Source organism: Actinoplanes sp. NPDC049668 (assembly GCF_044465445.1).
GTDB lineage: Bacteria > Actinomycetota > Actinomycetes > Mycobacteriales > Micromonosporaceae > Actinoplanes.
Window position 1 is genome coordinate 211,578 of sequence record NZ_JBITLR010000001.1, and the last position, 21,590, is coordinate 233,167.

Genomic DNA, 21,590 nt, shown 5'->3' on the forward strand with positions numbered 1-21,590 from the left:
ATGCACGCACGCGGGGGCGAAGTCCAAGCCGGAGACAGAGTGCCAGGGGTGCGGATCAGGACAGGGCCGTTGCCGCAACCTTGAGGTCGTCGACCAGGCCTCGGTATGCCGCGTCCCGGTCGTCGGCCCGTAGCACTGCCGAGGGATGGATCGTTGCGAGTGCCCGGGACTCGGCCTTCGGGAAGTCCTGTGGGCGCTGCGCCGCGGCCGGCCACGGTAGCAGTTCGCCGCGTGATCTCGTGACGCGGAACGAGGGTCCGAAGAGGGCCTTGGCCGCGGTCGCGCCGAGCGCCACGATCAGGTCCGGCTTGAGCAGTGAGAACTCGGCGACCAGCCAGGGACGGCAGGCGACGATGTGCGCCGGGCCGGGCGTCTGGTGGATGCGGCGCCGGCCGCGCAGTTCGAAGCGGAAGTGCTTCACGGTGTTGGTCAGGTAGATCACCGACGGGTCGATGCCGGCGTCGCCGACCGCGTCGCGCAGCAGCCGGCCGGCCGGGCCGACGAAGGGCAGGCCCTTCTGGTCCTCGATGTCGCCGGGCTGCTCGCCGACCAGCACCAGCCGGGCGTGTGCGGCGCCGCGCCCGAAGACCACCTGGGTGGCGTTCTCGTGCAGCTCGCAGCCGCGGCAGCCGGGCGCGGCGGCCTTGAGCTCGTCGAGGTCGTGCGCATCGGCGGGAATGAACCCCTGAGCCCCCGGCGGGGCTTGCGTCATTGCCATGCAGAGGTTCTACCCCTTGCCGTCCCCGCCACGCGCGGGGCCTCACCCGAACGAGCATGATCCGACACGCCGACACGACATGTGGGGTTGCGCGTTTCGAGTCGCACCTAGATATGGTGTTGCCCGCAGCTGGTTCGGCCGTCTCTCCAGGACGGCCGAGGCAAGAGGGAATCCGGTGGAAGACCGGAACTGCCCCGCAGCGGTGAGTGGGAACGACCGCCGTCATCAGCACTGGGCCCCGGCCTGGGAAGCGACGGCCAGTAGGAGACCGAAGACAGGTCAGGCCCGCGAGTCCGAAGACCTGCCAGCGCGCCGCACGCTCCGCGTGCGGCGGTCCGAGGCCGCGTGGGACGGCCGACGCCACTCAGGTGTACGCGTACAGCCGCGTCCACCGGCGTCCTCCTGCGCGCCCGGAGACCACTTCGGAACGGGCTCGCGAGGAGAGAGAGTTCATGACGGTCACGCAGGAGCAGACTGCGACCGATCCAGCCGTGCCGGAGCAGCGCAGGCATGCGATGCAGGTGCGCAAGCGCAACGGTGACGCGGAGTCGGTCGACGTCAACAAGATCGTGAAGGCGGTCGAGCGGTGGGTCGCCGACCTGGACGAGGTCGACCCGTTGCGGGTGGCGACCAAGACCATCAGTGGTCTCTACGACGACGCGACCACCGCCGAGCTCGACCGGCTGTCGATCCAGACGGCGGCGGAGCTGATCGGCGAGGAACCGCAGTATTCGCGGCTGGCGGCCCGGCTGCTCGCCGCGTTCGTCGACAAGGAGGTCCGCGGCCAGGGCATCGCGAGCTTCAGCCAGTCCATCGCCCGCGGCCACGCCGAGGGGCTGATCGGGGACGAGACGGCCGCGTTCGTCGCGAGGAACGCCCGCAAGCTCGACGACGCCGTCGACCCGGCCGGCGACCTGCGGTTCGAGTACTTCGGCCTGCGTACAGTCGCCGACCGTTACCTGCTGCGGCATCCGCGGACGCGCCTGGTCGTGGAGACGCCGCAGTACTGGCTGTTGCGGGTCGCCTGCGGCCTGTCGACCAGCGCGGGTGAGGCGATCGCGTTCTATCGGCTCATGTCGTCGCTCGCCTACCTGCCGAGCTCGCCGACGTTGTTCAATTCGGGCACCCGGCACACCCAGATGTCGTCGTGCTTCCTCGTGGACTCGCCGAAGGACGAGCTTGACTCGATCTACGAGCGCTATCAGCAGGTGGCGCGGCTGTCGAAGTTCGCCGGTGGCATCGGCATCTCCTGGTCGCGGGTGCGCGGCCGGGGCGCGCTGATCCGCGGCACGAACGGCCGGTCCAACGGCATCGTGCCGTTCCTGCGCACGCTCGACGCCAGCGTCGCGGCGGTCAACCAGGGCGGCCGGCGCAAGGGCGCGGCCTGCGTCTACCTCGAGCCGTGGCACCCGGACATCGAGGAATTCCTCGAGCTGCGGGACAACACGGGCGAGGACGCCCGGCGCACACACAACCTGAACCTGGCCAACTGGATCCCGGACGAGTTCATGCGCCGGGTCGAGGCCGACGAGGACTGGTCGCTGATCGACCCGTCCGACGCCCCCGGGCTGCCGGACCTCTACGGCGGGGAGTTCGAGGCCGCGTACCGGATCGCGGAGGGCAAGGCGGTCAAGACCGTCCGGGCGCGCGACCTGTACGGCCGGATGATGCGCACGCTGGCACAGACCGGCAACGGTTGGATGACCTTCAAGGACCCCTCGAACCGGCTGAGCAACCAGACCGGCCGCCCCGGCAACACCATCCACCTGTCGAACCTGTGCACCGAGATCCTCGAGGTCAGCGCCGACGACGAGACCGCGGTCTGCAACCTCGGCTCGATCAACCTCGGTGCACACCTGACCGGCGACGACGTCGACTGGGCGAAGCTGCGCGAGACCGTGCGGACCGCCGTCGTGTTCCTGGACCGGGTCATCGACATCAACTACTACCCGAGCGAGCAGGCGGCGGCGAGCAACCCGCGGTGGCGCCCGGTCGGGCTCGGGCTGATGGGTTTGCAGGACGCGTTCTTCGCGCTGGGGCTGCCGTTCGACTCCGCCGCCGCCCGGGAGCTCTCGACCCGGGTCTCGGAGGAGATCTATCTGACCGCGCTGGAGACCTCGGCGTCGCTCGCCGAGCGCTCCGGCCCGCATCCCGCGTACCCGGAGACCAGGGCCGCCCGGGGTGACCTGCAGCCGGATCTGTGGGGGGTGGCCCCGACGCAGTCCGCTCGCTGGGCGGCGGTGCGCGCGCGGATCGCGGACACCGGCCTGCGCAATTCGCTGCTGATCGCGATCGCGCCGACGGCGACGATCGCCTCCATCGCCGGCTGTTACGAGTGCATCGAGCCGCAGGTCAGCAACCTTTTCAAGCGCGAGACCCTGAGCGGCGAGTTCCTTCAGATCAACACCTATCTGGTACGCGAGCTGAAGGCACGCGGCCTCTGGACGTCGGCGGTGCGCGAGCAGATCAAGCGCGCCGAGGGTTCGGTGCAGGGCATCGAGGCGTTGCCGGCGGAGGTCCGGGAGCTCTTCCGGACCGCGTGGGAGCTGCCGCAGAAGGCCCTCATCGACCTTGCCGCGGCCCGGTCTCCCTATATCGACCAGTCGCAGTCGCTGAACCTGTTCATGAGCGCCCCCACCATCGGCAAGGTCTCGTCGATGTACCTCTACGCCTGGAAGGCCGGGCTGAAGACCACGTACTACCTGCGCTCGCGGCCCGCGACGCGCATCCAGCAGGCCACGGTCTCCGCCGCGCCGGCCAGCCCGCCGGCGCTCCCGGCGGTGGTGCTCGCCGCGCCGGTCGCGGACGAGGACGCCCTGGCCTGTTCCCTCGAGAACCCCGAGTCGTGTGAGGCGTGTCAGTAGATGCTGCTTGATCCCGGAATGGACCTGACCCTGCGGCCGATGAAGTATCCGCACTTCTTCGACCGATTCAAGGACGCGATCAAGAACACCTGGACCGTCGAGGAGGTCGACCTGCACTCCGACCTCGCCGACCTGGCCGAGCTCTCGGCCGCCGAGCAGCACCTGGTCAGCAGGCTGGTCGCCTTCTTCGCCACGGGCGACACCATCGTCGCCAACAACCTTGTGCTCAACCTCTATCAGCACATCAATTCGCCCGAGGGGCGGCTGTATCTCTCCCGGCAGCTCTTCGAGGAGGCGGTGCACGTCCAGTTCTATCTGAATCTGCTGGACACCTATGTGCCGGACGAGGCCGAGCGGGCGGCCGCCTTCGACGCGGTGGAGAACATCCCGTCGATCGCCCGCAAGGCGGACTTCTGCTTCCGCTGGATCGACTCGGTCTTCGACCTGCGCGAGCTGCGGACCAAGGACGACCGGCGCGCGTTCCTGCTCAACGTGATCTGCTTCGCCGCCTGCATCGAGGGGCTGTTCTTCTACGGCGCCTTCGCCTACGTCTACTACCTGCGCTCGCGAGGTTTGCTGCACGGGCTCGCGTCCGGAACCAACTGGGTGTTCCGCGACGAGTCGATGCACATGGCGTTCGCCTTCGACGTGGTGGAACAGGTGCGTGCCGAGGAGCCGGACCTGTTCGACGACAAGATGGAACGGCAGGTCCGCGACATGCTGGCCGAGGCCGTCGAGTGCGAGGTGCAGTTCGCGGCGGACCTGCTGGAGCAGGGCGTCTCGGGCATGTCGCTGACCGACATGCGCGCATATCTGCAGCACGTGGCGGACCGCCGGCTCATCCAGCTCGGCATCGCGCCGCTTTACGGCTCGGCGAACCCGTTCGCCTTCATGGAGCTGCAGGACGTGCAGGAGCTGTCGAACTTCTTCGAGCGCCGGGTGTCGGCCTATCAGGTCGGCGTCACCGGCACAGTGAGCTTCGACGACGACTTCTGACGGCCGGGGCCGGCACCGCCGCACGCCATACGGCGGGTGGTGGTGCCGGTCCGCACCGGTCGTGGAGGTCATCGCGACGGGGCGGGCACGGTCGCCGGGTAGGCCGCGGCCGCCACGTCGTCGGCGAGGCCCTCGATGGAATCGTCGTCGATCTGGCTCACCGTCATCCGGATGCCGGGCGGCGCCTCGACGCGGAACAGGGAGCCGGGTGCCACCGCATATCCCGCGTCGCGCAGGGCCGTGACCATGCGGGTCTCGTCCTCGACGCTCACCCAGAGGTTGATGCCCGTGGTGCCGTGTGCGCGCACGCCCCGCGCCGCGAGGGCGTCACGCAGCGCGAGACGGCGGCGGTCGTAGCTCTCGCCCGCCGCGGCTATCCCGGCCGCGACGTCCTCGTCGCGCCACAGCCGGAGCAGCAGACGCTGCAGCACCGTGGACACCCAGCCGGTGCCGATCCGCATGCGGCCGACCACGCGGGCGATCGTCGCCTCGTCGCCCGCCAGCACCGCGATGCGTAGATCGGGGCCGAACGGCTTGGACGCCGAACGGACGAACGCCCACGACGTGGTCGCCCCGCCGAGGCTGTGCAGCGGCACGCCCGACAGCTCCGCGGCGTGGTCGTCCTCGATGAGCAGGACGTCGGGGGCCCCGGCGAGGACCGCCCGCAGCTCGGCGGCGCGCTGGGCGCTGATCGCGGCGCCGGTGGGATTCTGCGCGCGGGCGGTGACCATGACCGCGCGCACGCCCTTGGCGAGGGCGGCGGAGAGCCGGTCGGGCAGCGGGCCCTCGTCGTCGACCGCGACCGGCACCGCGGTGATGTCGAGGGCACCCAGAAGATCGAGCAGGTTCGCCCAGCCCGGATCCTCGACCGCCACCGAGTCGCCCGCCCGCAGATGCGCCGAGAGCAGGCGCTCGATCGCGTCGAGCGTGCCGTTGGTCACCGTGATGGCGGCGCCCTCGACGGGCACGCCGTCGGCCGCGAGGCGGGGCCGGGCCGCGTCGATGAGCTCCGGCATGGCTCCGGCGGCCGCGTACCCCATGGGCGGGCCGACCTCCTCGGAGACCGCGCGGAGGTGCGGAGCGAGACCCGGCAGCAGGCGGATGTCGGGGTCTCCGGCCGACAGGTCGAGCGCGCCCGCCGGCACCGGCAGACGCAGCGCGGAACGCGGGCTGGCGACCGCCGGCCGGGTGCGGATGCGGGTGCCGCTGCGCCCGACGGACTCGACGATCCCGCGCTGGCGGAGCTCCTGATAGGCCTTCGACACCGTGGCCGGGCTGACGTGCAGCTCGAAGGCCAGCACGCGGATCGGCGGCAACCACTGGCCCCAGACCCAGTCGCCCGCGCGGACGCCCGCCTCGATGCTCGCGGAAATCGAGGCGGCGGAGGAACCGGTGACCTGATACTGTCCTGACACAAGAGTGATTCTGTACTAGTACATGATCCTTGGCAAGGAGGATCCCGTGACCGACCTCTACCAGCCCACCGCCCGCACCACCGCGACCCGAAGCCGTGACCGCATGCGCTACGACCGCGAGGCCGCGCACGCCATCCTCGACGAGGCGTATGACTGTTCGGTGGCGTTCGTGGTGGACGGGGAGCCGCGTGTGCTGCCGACACTGCACGTCCGGGTCGGGGACACCCTCTACGTGCACGCCTCGACCGGCGGACGGCTGGGCCTCGAGGCGCGCGCCGACGGGATCCCGGTCGCGGTTTCGGTGACGCTGCTCGACGGCATCGTCTACGCCAGGTCGCAGTTCCACCACAGCGCCAACTACCGGTCCCTGGTCGCGCACGGCCGGGCCCGCCCGGTGACCGGCGACGCGGAGAAGCGCGCGGCGATGGTCGCCCTGGTGGAGAAGGTGGGCCGTGGCAGGCAGGCCGAGACCCGGCCGCCGACGAATCGCGAGCTGGCGACGACCAGCGTGCTGGCGCTGCCCCTGGTGGAGGTCTCCGTGCGGTCGCGCACGGGCGGCGTCGCGGAGGACCCTGAGGACCTGACGCTGCCGTGCTGGGCGGGTGTGCTGCCCATCCGCCGGGTGGCCGGGCCGCCCGAGCCGGACGCGGGAGTCACCGCGCCGCCGCCCGCCTACCTGCCGGGGCCGGCGTCGCCGTGGCACACCGCCACGCCGATGCGTGGCCGGCATGTCTCGCTGGAGCCGCTGGCGCCCGGTCACGCGGACGGCCTGCTGGCGGCGACCGCCGACGACGAGGTGTGGCGGTTCCTGCCCAGCCTGCGCCCGCGGAACTCCGCGGAGATGGCCGAGCACATCGCCGTCGCGGCCCGGGGGCAGTGGGCGGGCGAGCGGGTGGCGTGGGCGCAGTGCGACCCGGAGACCGGCGAGGTGATGGGCATGACGAGCTACCACGACATCGACCTGGCGAACCGGGCCGTCGGCATCGGCCACACCATCCTGGGGCGGCGGTGGTGGCGCACCGGCGTGAACACGGAGGCGAAGCTGCTGCTGCTCGAGCGGGCGTTCGACGTGCTGAAGGCCGAGCGGGTGTTCTGGTACACGGACATCCGCAACGAGCGGTCACAGCGGGCGATCTCCCGGCTGGGTGCCAGCCGGGACGGGATGATCCGGCGGCATCGGCTGCGACCGGACGGCACCTGGCGGGACACGGTGATCTTTGCGATGACTGTCGACGAATGGCCGGCCGCCGCCGAGCGGCTCCGCGCCCGGCTCACGGCGGGCTGAACACCTCCGGAGCCGCCGCCGGTCACGGCGGGCAGGCTGAGCGGTCGGTTGCTTCAGCCGCGGGACCAGGTCGGACCGGCTGAGATGCACGGTGGGCAAGGCCACAGGTTTCTGTCCGCACGACCAATCCCGGGTCGGCGGCCGCTACGCACAGGATGGAATCGTGCTGGGAATCACCGACTTCTGGACGTATGTGCTGGGCACGGTGGCGATCGTGCTGCTGCCCGGGCCCAACTCGATCTTCGTGCTGACCGTCGGGGCGCAGCGCGGGGTGCGGATGGGCTATCGGGCCGCCGCCGGCGTGTTCGTCGGCGACACCGTTCTCATGGTGCTCGCGGCGGCCGGCGTCGCGTCGCTCCTCCGGACCTATCCCCCGGTGTTCATGGTCATCAAGTACGCCGGCGCGGCCTACCTCGCCTGGGTCGGCTTCGGCGTCATCCGGAGCGGCTGGCGCAAGCTACGCAACCGCGGCGCGGACCTGGCCGCCAGGACGGCGAATGACCTCACCGGCGATTCCACCGGCGCAGCCAGCGCAGCCAGCGCAGCCAGCGCAGCCGGCGCGGCCAGCGCGGCCAGCGCGGCGACGAACGGTCCGGCCGACATAGCGGGCGGCCCGGCGAGCGGAACGGGCGTCCCGGCCGGGATGCGGCGGCCGTTCCGGCGGGCGCTGGTCGTGAGCCTGCTCAACCCGAAGGCCATCCTGTTCGTGGTCTCGTTCTTCATCCAGTTCGTGGAGCCCGGATATGCGCATCCCGCGCTGTCGTTCCTGATCCTCGGCGCGGTGCTACAGGTGTTCAGCGTGCTCTATCTGACCGCGTTGATCTTCGGCGGGCAGTTCCTGGCGGGGCAGTTCCGGCGGCGGCGCCGCCTCGCCGCGGGAGCCTCCACCGGCATCGGCGCGGTGTTCGTCGGCTTCGGCATCAAGCTCGCCACCGCCAGCGTCAACTGACCGCCCGCGACCACCTACCGGACGCATCAGAAGCCGGCCGGACGATCAGAAGCTAGCGAGGTACGACACGGACGCGCCAGGAACTGACGGAGCGCGACGCGGGCGAATCAAGAGCTGACGGAACGCGACTCGGGCGGATCAAGAGCTGGCGGTGTGTGACGTGACTGCCTGGTTGACCCATCCCTGCACCTGCGACGGCCAGTCCGTGGTCTTCGCCTCGGTGTGTTCCACGCGGTACCGGGCGTAGGTGTCGCGGCCCTCCGCCAACAGACCTCCACGCTTGTCGAACTCGAGGATCACCTCCGTGCCCGCCGAGTCGGCTACGAAGGTCACCTCCACCTCGTCCATCGACTTCGCGTACTCGGCCGGTGCGGCGTATTCGATCTCCTGATAGAACGGCAGCTCCTGGCGTACGCCATAAATGCCGCCGCGTTCGAGATCGGCGTGCCGCAGCCGGAAGCCGAGGCGGTCGAAGGCCGCGAGGATCTGTTCCTGAACCGGCAGCGGATGGATCGCGACCTCGTCCAGATCGCCCTGGTCGACCGCCTTGGCGACCGACAGTTCGGTACGCACGCCCATGGTCATCCCCGCGAGCCGCCGGCCGTGCAGGTGGGTCACCGGCGTCTCCCACGGCACCGAGAGCCGGAACGGGATGTCCTCCCGCGCGCCGGCGGCCAGCGTGAAGTTGCCGGCGACGGACGCCCGGTGGAACTCGAGCAGGGCGTCGCCGTCCCCGGCCTCGACCCTGGTGACCAGGCTCAGCACGATGTTGTCGATCACCACGTCGTAGTCGCCGCCGGCGATCCGGACCTCTCCGGTGAGCGTTCCGCCCGGGTGTCCGGCGGGGTCGGGCAGCACCGTGTCCACCGTCGGGCCGCCCACCCCGAACGCCCGCAAGACCCTCCTGAAGACCAATCGACTGCCTCTCAGCGCATCCGCCGGCCGACCGGCACCGGATCCGTCTCGTCGTCGAACTCGCCGATCACCTGCTCCAGCAGGTCCTCCAGCGCGACGAAGCCGATGCGCTCGCCGCCGCGGGTGACCATCGCGAGCTGGACGCGCGCGCCGCGCATCTGGGTGACCGCGTCGGTGACCGTCACCCGCACGTCGAGGACGAACGGCGGGTCCATCAGGTCCGCGGCCGTGGCGTCCCGGCCGGCGGTCGTGACGCGGACGGCGTCGCGGACGTGCACCACGCCGACCACCTCGCCCGTGTCCGAGACCACGGCGAGGCGGGAGCGGCCGCTGGTCAGCGACGCCGCCTCGATGTCCAGGGCCGACGCCTGCGGCGCCACCGTGACCAGCTGGTCGTCCGGGATCAGGACGTCAGCGACCTTGGTCTCCTGCAGCTTGAGCATGCTGGTCAGCAGCTCCGTCTGCTCGGCGCCGATCAGGCCCTCCGCCCGGGAACGTTCCAGCAGGATGTGCATCTCCTGCGGGCCGTGCGCCTGGGCCAGCTGGTCCTGGGGGTGCACGCCGAACGGCTTGAGGGCCGCGTTCGCCAGGAGGTTCAGGCCGAGCAGCGCCGGGCGGACCAACCGGACGTAGCCGCGGAACGGCAGGGCCAGCAGCGTCGCCGAGCGTTCCGGGTCGGTGATCGCCCACGACTTCGGCATCATCTCGCCGATCACCAGGTGCAGGAACGTCACGACGGTCAGCGCGAACAGGAACGCGATGATCCCGCTCGGCACGTCCGGCAGGCCCAGCGCGTGCAGCAGCGGGTGCACCAGGTGTTCGATGGCCGGCTCGGCCAGGGCGCCCAGGCCCAGCGAGCACAGGGTGATGCCGAGCTGTGCGCCGGCCAGCATGAGGGACAGCTCGCGGCTGCCGTCGAGGGCGGCGCGGGCGGCGCGGCTGCCCTCGGCCGCGGCGTGTTCGAGCCGGTAGCGTTTGCTCGCGACCAGAGCGAACTCGGCGGCGACGAAGAAGGCGTTCCCGGCCAGCAGGAGCAGGGAGAGGGTCACAGCCCAGGTCGTGCTCATCGTGATCCCCCGGTGAGGCGTACGGAGCCGGGCACGTGCCGTTTCACCGAGAGCACGGCCAGCGCCGCGCCGGAGGCCAGCAGTACCGAGTCGCCGACCTGCGGCACCCGGCCGAGCTCGGACATCACCAATCCCGACACGGTGTCGTATTCGGGGCTTTCCGGCAGCTCGACGCCGGTCGCGTCGCTGACCTCGTCGATGCGCCAGCGGGCCGGCACGATCCACGAGCCGTCGTCCTGGCGGGCGGGGGACGGCTCGGGCAGGTCGTCCTCGTCGCGGATCGGCCCGACCAGCTCCTCCGCGATGTCCTCGAGGGTGATGATGCCGGCGAAGCCCCCGAATTCGTCGACGACGCAGGCGAGCTGGCGGTGGTCGCCGCGCAGCCGGTCCAGCACGGCCGGCAGCCGCAGCGAGGCCGGCACGAAGAGCGGCGGGGCCATGAGCTTCTCGGCCTCGACGTTCGGGCGTGCGGCTGGTGTCACCTGGAGAACGTCACTGATGCCGACCACACCGATGATCTCGTCGACGCCGTTGCCCGCGCGTACCGGGAAACGGGATCGGCCGGTGTCCAGCAGCGCGACGACCCGGGACGCCGGGTCGGTGGCGCGGACCGTGACCACGTCCACCCGCGGGACCATGACCTCCGACGCCGTCCGGCGGCGGAAGTCGAGGCCGCGGTCGAGCAGCGCCGACAGCTCCGGGTCGAGGTGTCCCCCGGCCCGGGACTCGGCGATGATCTGCTCGAGGTCCTCCTCGGTGGCGCCCTCGGGCAGCTCCTCGATCGGCTCGATGCCGATCCGGCGCAGCAGCCCGGCCGCCGCCTTGTCGAAGAGCTTGATGATCGGCCCGAAGACGGCCAGGTACATCAGGGTCGACCGGCCGAGCGCCTTCGCCAGGGCCTCCGAGCGGGCGATCGCGAGGTTCTTGGGCGCCAGCTCGCCGAGGACCATCTGCACGACGGTCGCGATGAGCAGCGCCAGCACGAACGAGACCGGCCCGCTGACCGCGGTGGGCACGCCGGCCACGCCGAACAGGTCGGCCAGGCCCTCGCCGAGGAACGGCTGGGCGACGTAGCCGACGATCAGCGCGGTGACGGTGATGCCGAGCTGCGCGCCGGACAGCACGAAGGAGAGGCGTTCGGTGACCTTCAGTGCGCGGGCCGACGCCTTGTCGCCGCGCTCGGCCTGCTGACGCAGGCGGCTGCGGTCGACGGCGACGTACCCGAACTCCTGAGCGACGAAATAGCCGGTCACCGCCGTGACCAGGATGACGAGCAGTAGACCGACCAGGATCAACATGGTGGTTCCGCTGGGACTGCAAGCCGGGCCGAGCCCGGCCGGATACTGCCGATCATGCGAAAAAGATATCAGCGATCGCTGGACACCGGCTGTGAGAAACCCGGGCGAGGGTACGGCCGAAGCCGTACCCTCGCCCGTCGGACGGTCAGCCCTGCGTGATCAGGACGTTGTCCACGGCCGCCTCGACGAGGCTGGCCGTGCCGGTGTCGGCGGTCTCCACCTGCAGCCGGACGGACTGCCCGGAGTACGCGGAGAGGTCGACGGTCGCGCTCTGCCAGGCGGCCGCCCGGTTGGTGGCCGCGCCGGCCTGGTTGAACACCGTGGTGGTGGTCGTGCCGGAGATGACGCGGACCCGGAAGTAGTCGCCGCTGCTGGAGTTGTTCAGGTGCGACAGGTACCAGGAGAACTTCAGGCTCAGGCCGCCTCCGCTGGGCAGCGTGATCGCGGGCGACCGGATGGTCGTCGCGCCGCCGTCGACGTCGTTCGCCCCGGCGCTGGCGCCGGCCGTCGCGCCGGTGACCAGGTCGAAGGTGCCGCTCACCGTGGTGCCGAGCTGGGTCGCCACGCCGGAGCTGGTCGCGGCCGGGTCGCCCCGCTCGAACAGGCCGGAGGTGGCGGTGTCGGTCGCGCCGGCGTTGGCGGTCCAGCCGGTCGCGGTCTCGAACGTGTCCGAGTACACGGTCGTGCCGGGCGGCGGCTCGGTGGTGCCCTCGGCGAGGGTCCACACCGCGTACGCGATGGCGTCGGAGTTGCGGTCCAGCGCGGTGTCGTTGATGTTGGAGGTGGTGTCGCACGACGCGTGGTAGCACGGGTCGAACGTGCTGGCCGTGCCGCCCCAGAGGGTGACCTGCGCCGCGGTCTTGCGGCCCTCCGCGCCGGTGAAGATGCCGCCGGCCGGGATGCCCGCCGCGATGAACGGACCGTAGTCGCTACGGCCGTCGAAGTCGGTGCCGCGGGTCGGCACGCCGATCGACGTGAAGTACGCCTCCAGCGTGTCCTCGATCTCGGCGGAACCCGTGGGGCCGGGGCCCGAGCCGGTGCCGTCCGAGTTGTCCCCGTCGTACAGGAAATAGCCGGGGTTCGGCGAGCCGACCATGTCGAAGTTCAGGTAGCCGGTGATGGCCGCCTTCTGCGCCGAGCTCAGCGAGTTCACGTACGCGGTCGAGCCGCGCAGGCCCAGCTCCTCGGCGCCCCACCAGCCGAAGCGCAGGTGCCGGTCCGGCTGGAAGTTCGAGCGGGCGACCTCGAGCGCGACCTCGAGGTTGGCCGCCGAGCCGGAGCCGTTGTCGTTGATGCCGGGCCCGGCGGTGACGCTGTCCAGGTGCGCGCCGATCATCAGGGTGTCGGACGTGTCGCCGCCCGGCCAGTCGGCGATCAGGTTGTACCCGGTCGCGCCGTTGTAGGTGAACGACTGCTGCTGCGTCGTGAAGCCGGCAGAGTCGAGCAGGTTCTTCACGTAGGTGACGGACGCGAGGTAGCCGGGCCGGCCGTGCGCACGGTTGCCGCCGTTCGCCGTCGCGATCGACTGCAGCTGCGTCAGGTGGGCCTTCACGCTCGCGACCGGGATGTTCGGCGCGGCCAGCGCGGCGACCGGGGCCGCCTGCGCCGGGACAGCGAAGAGCGCGGCGACCAAGGTTGTCGCGCCTATGAAGGGGACTGCTCTCACGGGGGTCCTCCGCGGGGCTCGTGGGTGCGCCGTCGCCGAGGGTGTAGCGACGGCAACGCCGAGCATTGCAGAGAAAAGCGTCTATGGACTCATATCGCTTGAGCCATAATTCAGCCGTCCGTGTAGAACGTGCTCTGAATCATGCCCCATTTCTCAAAATTGCCCGGCCAGTCCAGTTCGCGGGTCATCAGGCCGATCGCGTACGCCTTGCCGTCGTTCGCCGCCCGCCACCGGGTCATCGCGTGCATCCGCCCGCCGGCACGACCGTCGTACGTGTACTCCCAGTCCGCCGCCCGGGCCAGGCCGGGCACCCGGTCGATCCGAAGTTGCCGGTAGCCCGGCAGGTCGCCCGCGGCCCGCAGCCGGCCCGCCTCCTTGCGGCAGGCCTGCACCGGATCGCCCTGCGGGCTGCGCGCGGGATCGACGCTGAGCATCCGGACGCTGCCCGGATCGCGGAAGCAGATCGTCGTGCCGATGGTCTCGTAGGTCCAGCCGTCCGGAACCGCGATGTGGAAGCCGGACGGGTCGGTGAAATAGGACCAGCCGTCGTAGAGCGCCCACCCGCCGCGCAGCTTCGCCGCGCCCGGCAGGGGCGTCGTCGGCAGGTCGGCGCTGACCGGGCTCTCGCAGTTGACCGGGCTGAAGCCGCCCGCGCCGCCGCCGGCGCCGGAGGTCGTCGCCACGCTCGGGGCGACCCCGCCGGCGAGGCCGGTTTCCGGGTCGCCGCGCAGCGCCAGCGCGGCGGCCACGCCGCCCGCGGCGAGCATGACCAGCGCGACCAGCCCGGCGAGGGCGAGTCGCCGCCGCGGCTTCTCTCTCGTCCTCGGCGGTCCGCCGCGCTGAGCCGGGATGTGCGCAGCCTCCGGCTCGGCGGCGGGTCCGGGCAGTGCCAAGGCAGACGGCCGCGCGGGCTGGTCGTCGGGCGGCCTCCGCGGCGACGGTACGGCCACCCGACCGCTCGTGGGCTGCGCGGCCAGCACGACGGCGTCCTGGGCGACGACGACGCGCAGCAGCATCTCCGCCTCGCGTGCGGTCAGCCGCTCGACCGGCTCCCGCCGCAGCAGGCCGGTGAGCACGGGCGCCAGCGGCCCGGCCAGGCGCGGCGGATCGGGCTCCTCCGTGGCCAGCGCCATCAGTGTCGCCATGGCGTTGTCGCGGGCGAACGGCGAGCGCCCCTCGACGGCCGCGTACAGCGTCGCGCCGAACGACCACAGGTCGGACTCCACCGTGGAGGCGCCGTCGCGGGCCCGCTCCGGCGAGACGTACTGCGGCGAGCCGACGACCAGGCCCGGGCCCGTCACCGAGCCGTCGTCGACGAACGTGGCCAGGCCGAAGTCGGTGAGCACCACCCGGCCGTCGTGGCCGATCAGGACGTTGTGCGGCTTCACGTCGCGGTGCAGCACGCCGGCCCGGTGCGCGGCGGTGATCGCCTCCAGCACGTCGAGGCCGATCCGGGCCGCCTCGGCCGGCGGGAACGGGCCGTCCTCGCCGAGCACCTGGTAGAGCGAGCGCGATTGCACGTACTCCATCACGATCCAGGGCAGGTCCCGGGCGTGCACGACGTCGTAGATGCGGATCACGTGCGGGTGGTTGAGGCGGGCGGCGCTGCGGGCCTCGCGCAGCGTACGGTCGCGGAGCCGGGCCTTCTCCTCGTCGGTCATCCAGTTCGGAGGAACGAACTCCTTCACGGCGACGTCGCGGTCCAGCATCTCGTCGCGGGCGAGCCAGACCCGGCCCATGCCGCCGGAGCCGACCGGCTCGAGGAGACGATACCGACCGGCGATGAGCATTCGCCTGACCGCCATCAGCCTCCACCCGTCGCTTCCTGACCAGGATAGTCACCGGCGGCGGGCCGGGGAACGCCGATCACCCGGCCGCCGCATAGACCACCAGATTGTCCCGGTAGGACCGCAGGCTCCGGTCGAAGACCCCACCGCAGGTGATCAGCCGCAACTGCCGGTCGGGGGTGGGCCCGTAGACCTGGTCGGTGGGAAAGGCCGTCTTCGGGTACCAGGCCGTCGTGGTGACCGTGAAATTGAGCGTACGGCCGCCGCGGAGCACCTCGATGCGGTCGCCGGGACGGAGCTCGCGGAGCCGGAAGAAGACGGCCGGACCGCGCTTGGAGTCGACGTGACCTGCGAGGACGGCGGGGCCGAGGTCGCCCGGTGCGGTGCCGTCCGCGTACCAGCCGGCCTGGTCGAAGTCCTCGGGCGGCCGCAGTTCGCCGTCGGGACCGAGGCGCAGGGTCTCCAGGGCGGTGTCGACACCGATCGATCTGACCCGCAGCCGGGTGGGTGGGCCGCTGAGATCTTGGGGAGCGGTACGGAACGGGTTGGGCGCCGCCGCGCTCGTCTCGGAGGCCGGCGTGTCCCGGACCTTTGTGGCGGCCGGCATGTCCCGGAGCTCTGTGGCGGTCGGCGTGTCCCGGAGCTCTGTGGCCACGACGAGTCCCACCAGCAGCAGAACCGCGATCGCCAGGGCGACGCGGCGTACGGAACGACCGTGCGGCACGGACGGCGTCAGTCGTCGCGCGGGTGCCGCCGGAGCGCCAGGTACAGCACGCCGGTGAGCGTCGCGGCGAGGCCGGCGAGGATCAGCGCGGCCGGCACGGATGACCGCGGCCGGTACCGCCCGCGCCGGTGGCGACGCCGCCCCGCGGCATCGTGCCCTGGCGCGCTGCGTCGATGTGCAGCTCGGGCTTCAGGCCGCCGCCCTTGTCGTCGAGGACGAGCAGGGAGTAGACGTTGCCGGCGCCGAGCGTGCACGGCAGGTTGCTGGTCTCGCCGCCGCCGCTCGGCGTCACCCGGACCGTCCATTTACCGGGGTTGACCTCGCGATACGCGGTCGTGGTGGCGAACTGGACGGCGTCGGCGATGGGCTTGCCGTTCGCGCCGCCGACGTCGAGGACCGGCGCCTTCACCGACGCCTGGATGATGCGGATCTTGGATTCGCCGGCGCCCGGCAGCCGGAGGTCGTCCTTGAGGACGCGCAGGCCGAGGTCGGCGTAACGGCCGACCCCCGCGACCGTGTACGCGGCGCCGGCGGCGACCGTGACCTGCGTGGTCAGCACCGGCGGGGTGCTCGCGGCCGCACCGGCCCGGCGCATCGCCACCGAGTACATGCCGGTGGGCAGGCGCAGGTAGTCGGACATCGCGCCGTACGCGACGCCGTCGAACTTCTGGTCCCGGACCGCGCCCGAGTCGGACTTGAGGTAGACGTCGACGGCGGGCGTGTCGGGCGAGAGGTGCGCCAGGCGGACGTAGCCGGCGCCGGCCGCCCGCGCCGGGGTGGCGGCGAGGACGACGGCGGCCAGCGCGGCGAGTGCCGCCGCGGCGCCGGCGAAGCGCCGTACGGGATCGGACACGGTGCCTCCCTGTCGTCGGCTTACCGGCCCCAATGTGCCGTACGTCACCCGAAGACCACCATGGCCCGTCCGGTCTTGTCCCCTGACGTTTGTTTTCGTCCGGCCGCCGTTTTCTGTCACACCCGGGTAGCACCATGGGATCCGTGCCAGACGTGCTGGAGAAGTTCGGCCTCGCGACCCGGGAGTGGTTCCGGGCCGCCTTCGCCGCGCCGACCGCCGCGCAGACCGGAGCCTGGCGTTCCATCGACGCCGGGCGCAACGCGCTGGTCGTGGCGCCGACCGGCTCCGGCAAGACCCTGGCCGCGTTCCTCTGGTCGATCGACCGGCTGGCACACGAGCCGGCTCCCGCCGAGGCTCGGCGCCGCTGCCGGGTGCTCTACATAAGCCCGCTGAAGGCCCTGGCGGTCGACGTCGAGCGCAACCTGCGCGCGCCGCTGACCGGCATCCGGCAGGCGTCCGGCCGGCTCGGCCTGCCCCCGCCGGACATCACCGTCGGCATGCGGACCGGCGACACGCCGGCCGACGAGCGGCGGCTGTTCTCCCGCACCCCGCCCGACATCCTCATCACCACGCCCGAGTCGCTGTTCCTGCTGCTCACCTCCGCCGCACGGGATTCGCTGCGCGGCGTCGAGACGGTGATCATCGACGAGGTGCACGCCGTCGCGGCGACCAAGCGCGGCGCACACCTGGCGCTCTCCCTCGAACGGCTCGACGCCCTGCTGGACCGGCCGGCACAGCGGGTCGGGCTGTCCGCGACCGTGCGGCCGATCGACGAGACGGCTCGCTTCCTCGGCGGGGCCGGCGACGTCGAGATCGTGCAGCCGCGCAGCGCCAAGACCATCGAGGTCTCGGTCCAGGTGCCGGTCGAGGACATGACCCGGCTCGACGAGGTGCCCGACGACCTGGACGATCCCGGCCGCGCGCCGCACACCGCCTCGATCTGGCCGGCCGTCGAGGAACGCGTGCTCGACCTGATCTCCGCGCACAGCTCGACGATCGTCTTCACCAACTCCAGACGCGGCGCCGAACGACTGTGCGCCCGCATCAACGAGCTCGCCCTGGAGCGGGCCGACCCGGGTGCCGCTCCCCCGCCGGCGTCGCGGCCGCCGGCACAGGTGATGGCGCAGTCGGGCGAGGCCGGCGGTGCGCCGCCGGTGGTGGCCCGGGCACACCACGGCAGCGTCTCGCGCGAGGAGCGCAAGCAGATCGAGGAGGCGCTCAAGTCCGGGCGGCTACCGGCCGTGGTCGCCACCTCCAGCCTGGAGCTGGGCATCGACATGGGCGCGGTCGACCTGGTCGTCCAGATCGAGGCACCGCCCTCGGTCTCCGCCGGGCTGCAGCGCATCGGCCGCGCCGGGCACCAGGTCGGCGCCGTGTCCCGCGGCGTCGTCTTCCCGAAGCACCGCGGCGACCTCGTCTCCTGTGCGGTCGTCGCCGAGCGGATGAGCGAGGGCGCGATCGAGGAGCTGCGCTATCCGCGCAACCCGCTCGACGTGCTCGCCCAGCAGATCGTGGCCATGACCGCGCTGGACGCCTGGCAGCTGGACGAGCTTGCCGCGCTGGTCCGCCGCGCGGCGCCCTACGCGGAGCTGCCGGACTCCGCCCTGCACGCCGTGCTCGACATGCTGTCGGGGCGCTACCCGTCGACGGCGTTCGCCGAGCTGCGCCCCCGCCTGGTCTGGGACCGCACGACAGACGAGCTGACCGGCCGCCCCGGCGCCCAGCGGCTCGCCGTGACCAGCGGCGGCACGATCCCCGACCGCGGCATGTTCGGCGTGTTCCTGGCCGGCGCCGAGCGCGCGTCCCGGGTCGGCGAGCTCGACGAGGAGATGGTCTACGAGTCCCGCGTCGGCGACGTCTTCCTGCTCGGCTCGACGTCCTGGCGGATCGAGGACATCACGCCCGACCGGGTGCTGGTCTCGCCCGCGCCGGGCGCCCCGGCCCGGATGCCGTTCTGGAAGGGCGACGCCCTGGGCCGCCCGGTCGAGCTGGGCCGGGCGATCGGCGCCCGGCTGCGCGCGCTGACCCGCGCCGGGGACCCGGCCGCGATCGAGTCGCTGCGCGCGTCGGGGCTGGACGAGTGGGCGGCCGGCAACCTGATGGCCTACCTGCGCGAGCAGCGCGAGTCGACCCGCAACCTGCCCGACGACCGCACGATCGTGGTGGAACGCTTCCGCGACGAGCTGGGCGACTGGCGGATGACCGTGCACTGCGTGCTCGGCGCCCGGGTCAACGCGCCCTGGTCGCTCGCGATCGCCCGCCGGCTCTCCGAGCGCTACGGCGTGGACGGTCAGGTGATGCCCTCCGACGACGGCATCGTGGTGCGCCTGCCGGACACCGCCGAGGAGCCGCCCGGCGCCGAGCTGGTCGCGTTCGACCCCGAGGAGATCGCCCAGCTGGTCGAGGAGTCGGTCGGCACGTCGGCGCTGTTCGCCTCCCGGTTCCGCGAGTGCGCGGCCCGGTCCCTGCTGCTGCCGCGCCGCGACCCGCGCCGCCGCCAGCCGCTCTGGCAGCAGCGCCAGCGCTCGGCGCAGCTGCTGGACGTGGCCCGCGAGTTCGCCGACTTCCCGGTGACGCTCGAGGCCGCCCGCGAGTGCCTGCAGGACGTCTTCGACCTGCCCGGCCTGGTCGGGCTGATGCGCGAGATCGCCGGCCGCAAGGTACGCCTGGTCGAGGCCGACACGCCGCGGCCGTCTCCGTTCGCCCGTTCCCTGCTCTTCGGCTACGTGGGCGCCTTCCTCTACGAGGGCGACGCGCCACTGGCCGAGCGCCGGGCCGCCGCGCTGGCGCTGGACTCGACCCTGCTCGGCGAGCTGCTCGGCCGCGTCGACCTGCGCGAGCTGCTCGACCCGACGGTGGTGGCCGAGACCGAGAGCCAGCTGCAGTGGCTGACCAGCACCCGCACCCCCCGCGACGCCGAGGACGCGGCCGAGCTGCTGCGGCTGCTCGGCGACCTCTCCCCCACCGAGCTGACCGCCCGCGGCGTCGACCTCGGCTGGATGGACGCCCTGGCCCGGCGCGCCATCCGGGTCCGGATCGCGGGCGAGGAGCGCTGGATCGGCGTCGAGGACGCGGGCCGCTACCGCGACGCGCTCGGCGTGGCCCTGCCGGTCGGCGTGGCGGAGGCCTACCTGGAACCGGTCACCGACCCGCTCGGCGACCTGGTCGCCCGCTACGCCCGCACGCACGCCCCGTTCGCCGCGGCGACCTGCGCGGCCCGCTTCGGCCTCGGGGTGTTCGTGGTCGAGCAGGCCCTCAAGCGACTCAGCGCGACCGGCCGCGTGGTGTCCGGCGAGTTCTCGCCGGGCGGCGCGGGCGCGGAGTGGTGCGACGCCGAGGTGCTGCGCATGCTGCGCCGGCGTTCGCTGGCCGCACTGCGCCGCGAGATCGAGCCGGTGCCGCCGCGCGTGCTGGCGGCGTTCCTGCCGCGCTGGCACCAGATCGGCGGCAACGCCCGCGGCGTCGACGCCCTGGCCGCGTCGATCGAGCAGCTGCAGGGTGTGGCGGCACCCGCTTCGGCCTGGGAGCGGCTGCTCCTGCCCGCGCGGGTCGCCGACTACGCCCCGCCGCAGCTCGACGAGCTCTGCGCGAGCGGCGAGGTGCTCTGGGCCGGCTCGGGCTCCATCCCCGGCGGCGACGGCTGGGTGACCCTCGCCTATGCGGACAGCGCCCCGCTGCTGCTCCCGCCGCCCGACGACGACCTGCCGCTGTCCCCGCTGCACCACGCGGTGCTGGCGGCCCTCGGCGACGCGCAGGCGCTGTTCTTCCGGGACCTCTCCGACCGCGCCGGTTCCACCGACGACCCGGAACTGATCTCGACGATCTGGGACCTGGTCTGGGCGGGCCACCTCACCAACGACACGTTCGCGCCGCTGCGGGGCCTGCTGGGCGGCAGCGGCGCACACCGGGCGAAGCCGGCTCCGGCCCGGACCCGCTACCGCCGCCCGGGACGCCCCGCGATGCCGAGCCGCTCGGGCCCGCCGGCGATGGCCGGCCGCTGGTCCCGCCTACCGGACCGCGACCTGGACCCGACCCGCCGCGCGGCGGCCCTCGCCGACCTCCTCTTGGAACGCCACGGCGTGGTCACCCGCGGCGCGGTGATGGCCGAGGGCGTCACGGGCGGCTTCGCGGCCGTATACCCGGTGCTCGGAGCCCTCGAGGAGCGCGGCGCGGCCCGCCGCGGCTACTTCGTGGAGGGCCTGGGCGCCGCCCAGTTCGCGGTGCCGGGCGCGGTCGACCGGCTCCGCGCCCTGGCCGAGCCCGCGGAACTGGCAAAACGCGCGGGCACGACGGCGGTGGTACTGGCCGCGACCGACCCGGCAAACCCGTACGGCGCGGCCCTACCCTGGCCGGACCGGGTCGTCGACAGCGGCAGCGGCGAGACGATCCCCGCCGCGGGCCACCGCGCGGGCCGCAAGGCAGGCGCCCTGGTGGTCCTGGTCGGCGGCGACCTCATCCTGTACGTGGAACGGGGCGGCAAGACCCTCCTGTCCTTCATGGACGACACCGACGCCCTGACCGCGGCGGGGCAGGCGCTGGCGGGGGCGGTGCGCTCGGGCGCACTGGGCGCCATGTCGGTGGAACGGGCCGACGGCGAGTCGGTGCACTCCTCGCCACTACGGGACGCACTCACCACGGCCGGTTTCCGCACCACCCCACGAGGACTCCGGCTACGCGGCTGACCCACCGACCACCCCACCCTGCCGACCACCGCCGCCGCCAGTCATCGCTGTGCCGCCCACCCACCACCTTGCGTGGCGGTTCGTGCCGCGTAGCGAGCCGCGGCGCGTGGCGGTCTGCGGGGCGTAACCAGGCCGTGGGGCGTAGCGGGCCGTGGGGCGTAGCGGGCCGTGGGGCGTAGCGGGCCGTGGGGCGTAGCGGGCCGTGGGGCGTAGCGGGCCGTGGGGCGTAGCAGGCCGCGGTGCGTAGCAGGCCGCGGTGCGTAGCAGGCCGCGGTGCGTAGCAGGCCGCGGTGCGTAGCAGGCCGCGGTGCGTAGCAGGCCGCGGTGCGTAGCAGGCCGCGGTGCGTAGCAGGCCGCGGTGCGTAGCAGGC

Annotated in this window: 14 protein-coding genes and 1 riboswitch; of the genes, 5 read left to right on the top strand and 9 right to left on the bottom strand. The window is 72.5% G+C overall.

The window, feature by feature from the left end:
* Positions 1-55: 55 nt before the first annotated feature.
* Positions 56-718: a UdgX family uracil-DNA binding protein gene (locus tag ACIBSW_RS01020; protein ID WP_354723616.1), complete on the bottom strand. Its 663-nt coding sequence runs from the start codon at positions 716-718 to the stop codon at positions 56-58.
* A gap of 113 nt (positions 719-831) precedes the next feature.
* Positions 832-1,042, top strand: a riboswitch (cobalamin riboswitch).
* A gap of 128 nt (positions 1,043-1,170) precedes the next feature.
* On the opposite strand from ACIBSW_RS01020, the gene ACIBSW_RS01025 reads away from it, so the two are divergent.
* The gene (locus ACIBSW_RS01025) at positions 1,171-3,582 is read left to right on the top strand and encodes a ribonucleoside-diphosphate reductase subunit alpha (protein WP_354723614.1); all 2,412 of its coding nucleotides are present in this window, start codon (positions 1,171-1,173) and stop codon (positions 3,580-3,582) included.
* The gene (locus ACIBSW_RS01030) at positions 3,583-4,578 is read left to right on the top strand and encodes a ribonucleotide-diphosphate reductase subunit beta (RefSeq protein WP_354723612.1); all 996 of its coding nucleotides are present in this window, start codon (positions 3,583-3,585) and stop codon (positions 4,576-4,578) included.
* Positions 4,579-4,646: 68 nt separating this feature from the next.
* On the opposite strand, the gene ACIBSW_RS01035 is transcribed toward ACIBSW_RS01030, so the two are convergent.
* Positions 4,647-5,993 carry an aminotransferase class I/II-fold pyridoxal phosphate-dependent enzyme gene (locus ACIBSW_RS01035; RefSeq protein WP_354723610.1) on the bottom strand — a complete coding sequence of 449 codons (1,347 nt, stop codon included), beginning with the start codon at positions 5,991-5,993 and terminating at the stop codon, positions 4,647-4,649.
* 46 nt (positions 5,994-6,039) lie between these two features.
* Between ACIBSW_RS01035 and ACIBSW_RS01040 the strand changes: the two genes are divergently transcribed.
* Positions 6,040-7,278 carry a bifunctional pyridoxamine 5'-phosphate oxidase family protein/GNAT family N-acetyltransferase gene (locus ACIBSW_RS01040; protein WP_354723608.1) on the top strand — a complete coding sequence of 413 codons (1,239 nt, stop codon included), beginning with the start codon at positions 6,040-6,042 and terminating at the stop codon, positions 7,276-7,278.
* 163 nt (positions 7,279-7,441) lie between these two features.
* Positions 7,442-8,227, top strand: a complete 786-nt coding sequence (gene leuE / locus ACIBSW_RS01045; protein ID WP_354723606.1) for a leucine efflux protein LeuE — start codon at positions 7,442-7,444, stop codon at positions 8,225-8,227.
* Between the two features lie 138 nt (positions 8,228-8,365).
* On the opposite strand, the gene ACIBSW_RS01050 is transcribed toward leuE, so the two are convergent.
* The 7 genes from ACIBSW_RS01050 to ACIBSW_RS01080 all read right to left on the bottom strand — a co-directional run bounded on the left by ACIBSW_RS01050 (position 8,366) and on the right by ACIBSW_RS01080 (position 16,537).
* On the bottom strand, positions 8,366-9,124 hold the full coding sequence (locus tag ACIBSW_RS01050; RefSeq protein ID WP_354723604.1) for a sporulation protein: 759 nt from the start codon (positions 9,122-9,124) through the stop codon (positions 8,366-8,368).
* A gap of 29 nt (positions 9,125-9,153) precedes the next feature.
* A complete protein-coding gene (locus ACIBSW_RS01055; RefSeq protein WP_354723602.1) occupies positions 9,154-10,209 on the bottom strand; it encodes a hemolysin family protein in 1,056 nt (351 codons plus the stop codon).
* Entirely contained in the window at positions 10,206-11,507 is a 1,302-nt protein-coding gene (locus ACIBSW_RS01060) for a hemolysin family protein (protein ID WP_354723600.1), read from the bottom strand. Before ACIBSW_RS01060 ends, ACIBSW_RS01055 begins: the two co-directional genes overlap by 4 nt.
* Positions 11,508-11,652: 145 nt before the next feature.
* Positions 11,653-13,155, bottom strand: coding sequence for a M28 family peptidase (locus ACIBSW_RS01065; RefSeq protein ID WP_404799243.1), 1,503 nt, complete (start codon positions 13,153-13,155; stop codon positions 11,653-11,655).
* Between the two features lie 128 nt (positions 13,156-13,283).
* A complete protein-coding gene (locus ACIBSW_RS01070) occupies positions 13,284-14,978 on the bottom strand; it encodes a protein kinase domain-containing protein (RefSeq protein ID WP_354719381.1) in 1,695 nt (564 codons plus the stop codon).
* A gap of 61 nt (positions 14,979-15,039) precedes the next feature.
* Positions 15,040-15,684 carry a class F sortase gene (locus ACIBSW_RS01075; RefSeq protein ID WP_404799186.1) on the bottom strand — a complete coding sequence of 215 codons (645 nt, stop codon included), beginning with the start codon at positions 15,682-15,684 and terminating at the stop codon, positions 15,040-15,042.
* A gap of 82 nt (positions 15,685-15,766) precedes the next feature.
* A complete protein-coding gene (locus ACIBSW_RS01080) occupies positions 15,767-16,537 on the bottom strand; it encodes a DUF4397 domain-containing protein (RefSeq protein ID WP_354719385.1) in 771 nt (256 codons plus the stop codon).
* A 152-nt stretch (positions 16,538-16,689) separates the two neighbouring features.
* Here ACIBSW_RS01080 and ACIBSW_RS01085 point away from each other — a divergent pair, with 152 nt between their 5' ends.
* Entirely contained in the window at positions 16,690-21,219 is a 4,530-nt protein-coding gene (locus tag ACIBSW_RS01085) for an ATP-dependent helicase (RefSeq protein WP_404799244.1), read from the top strand.
* The last annotated feature ends 371 nt before the right edge of the window (positions 21,220-21,590 follow it).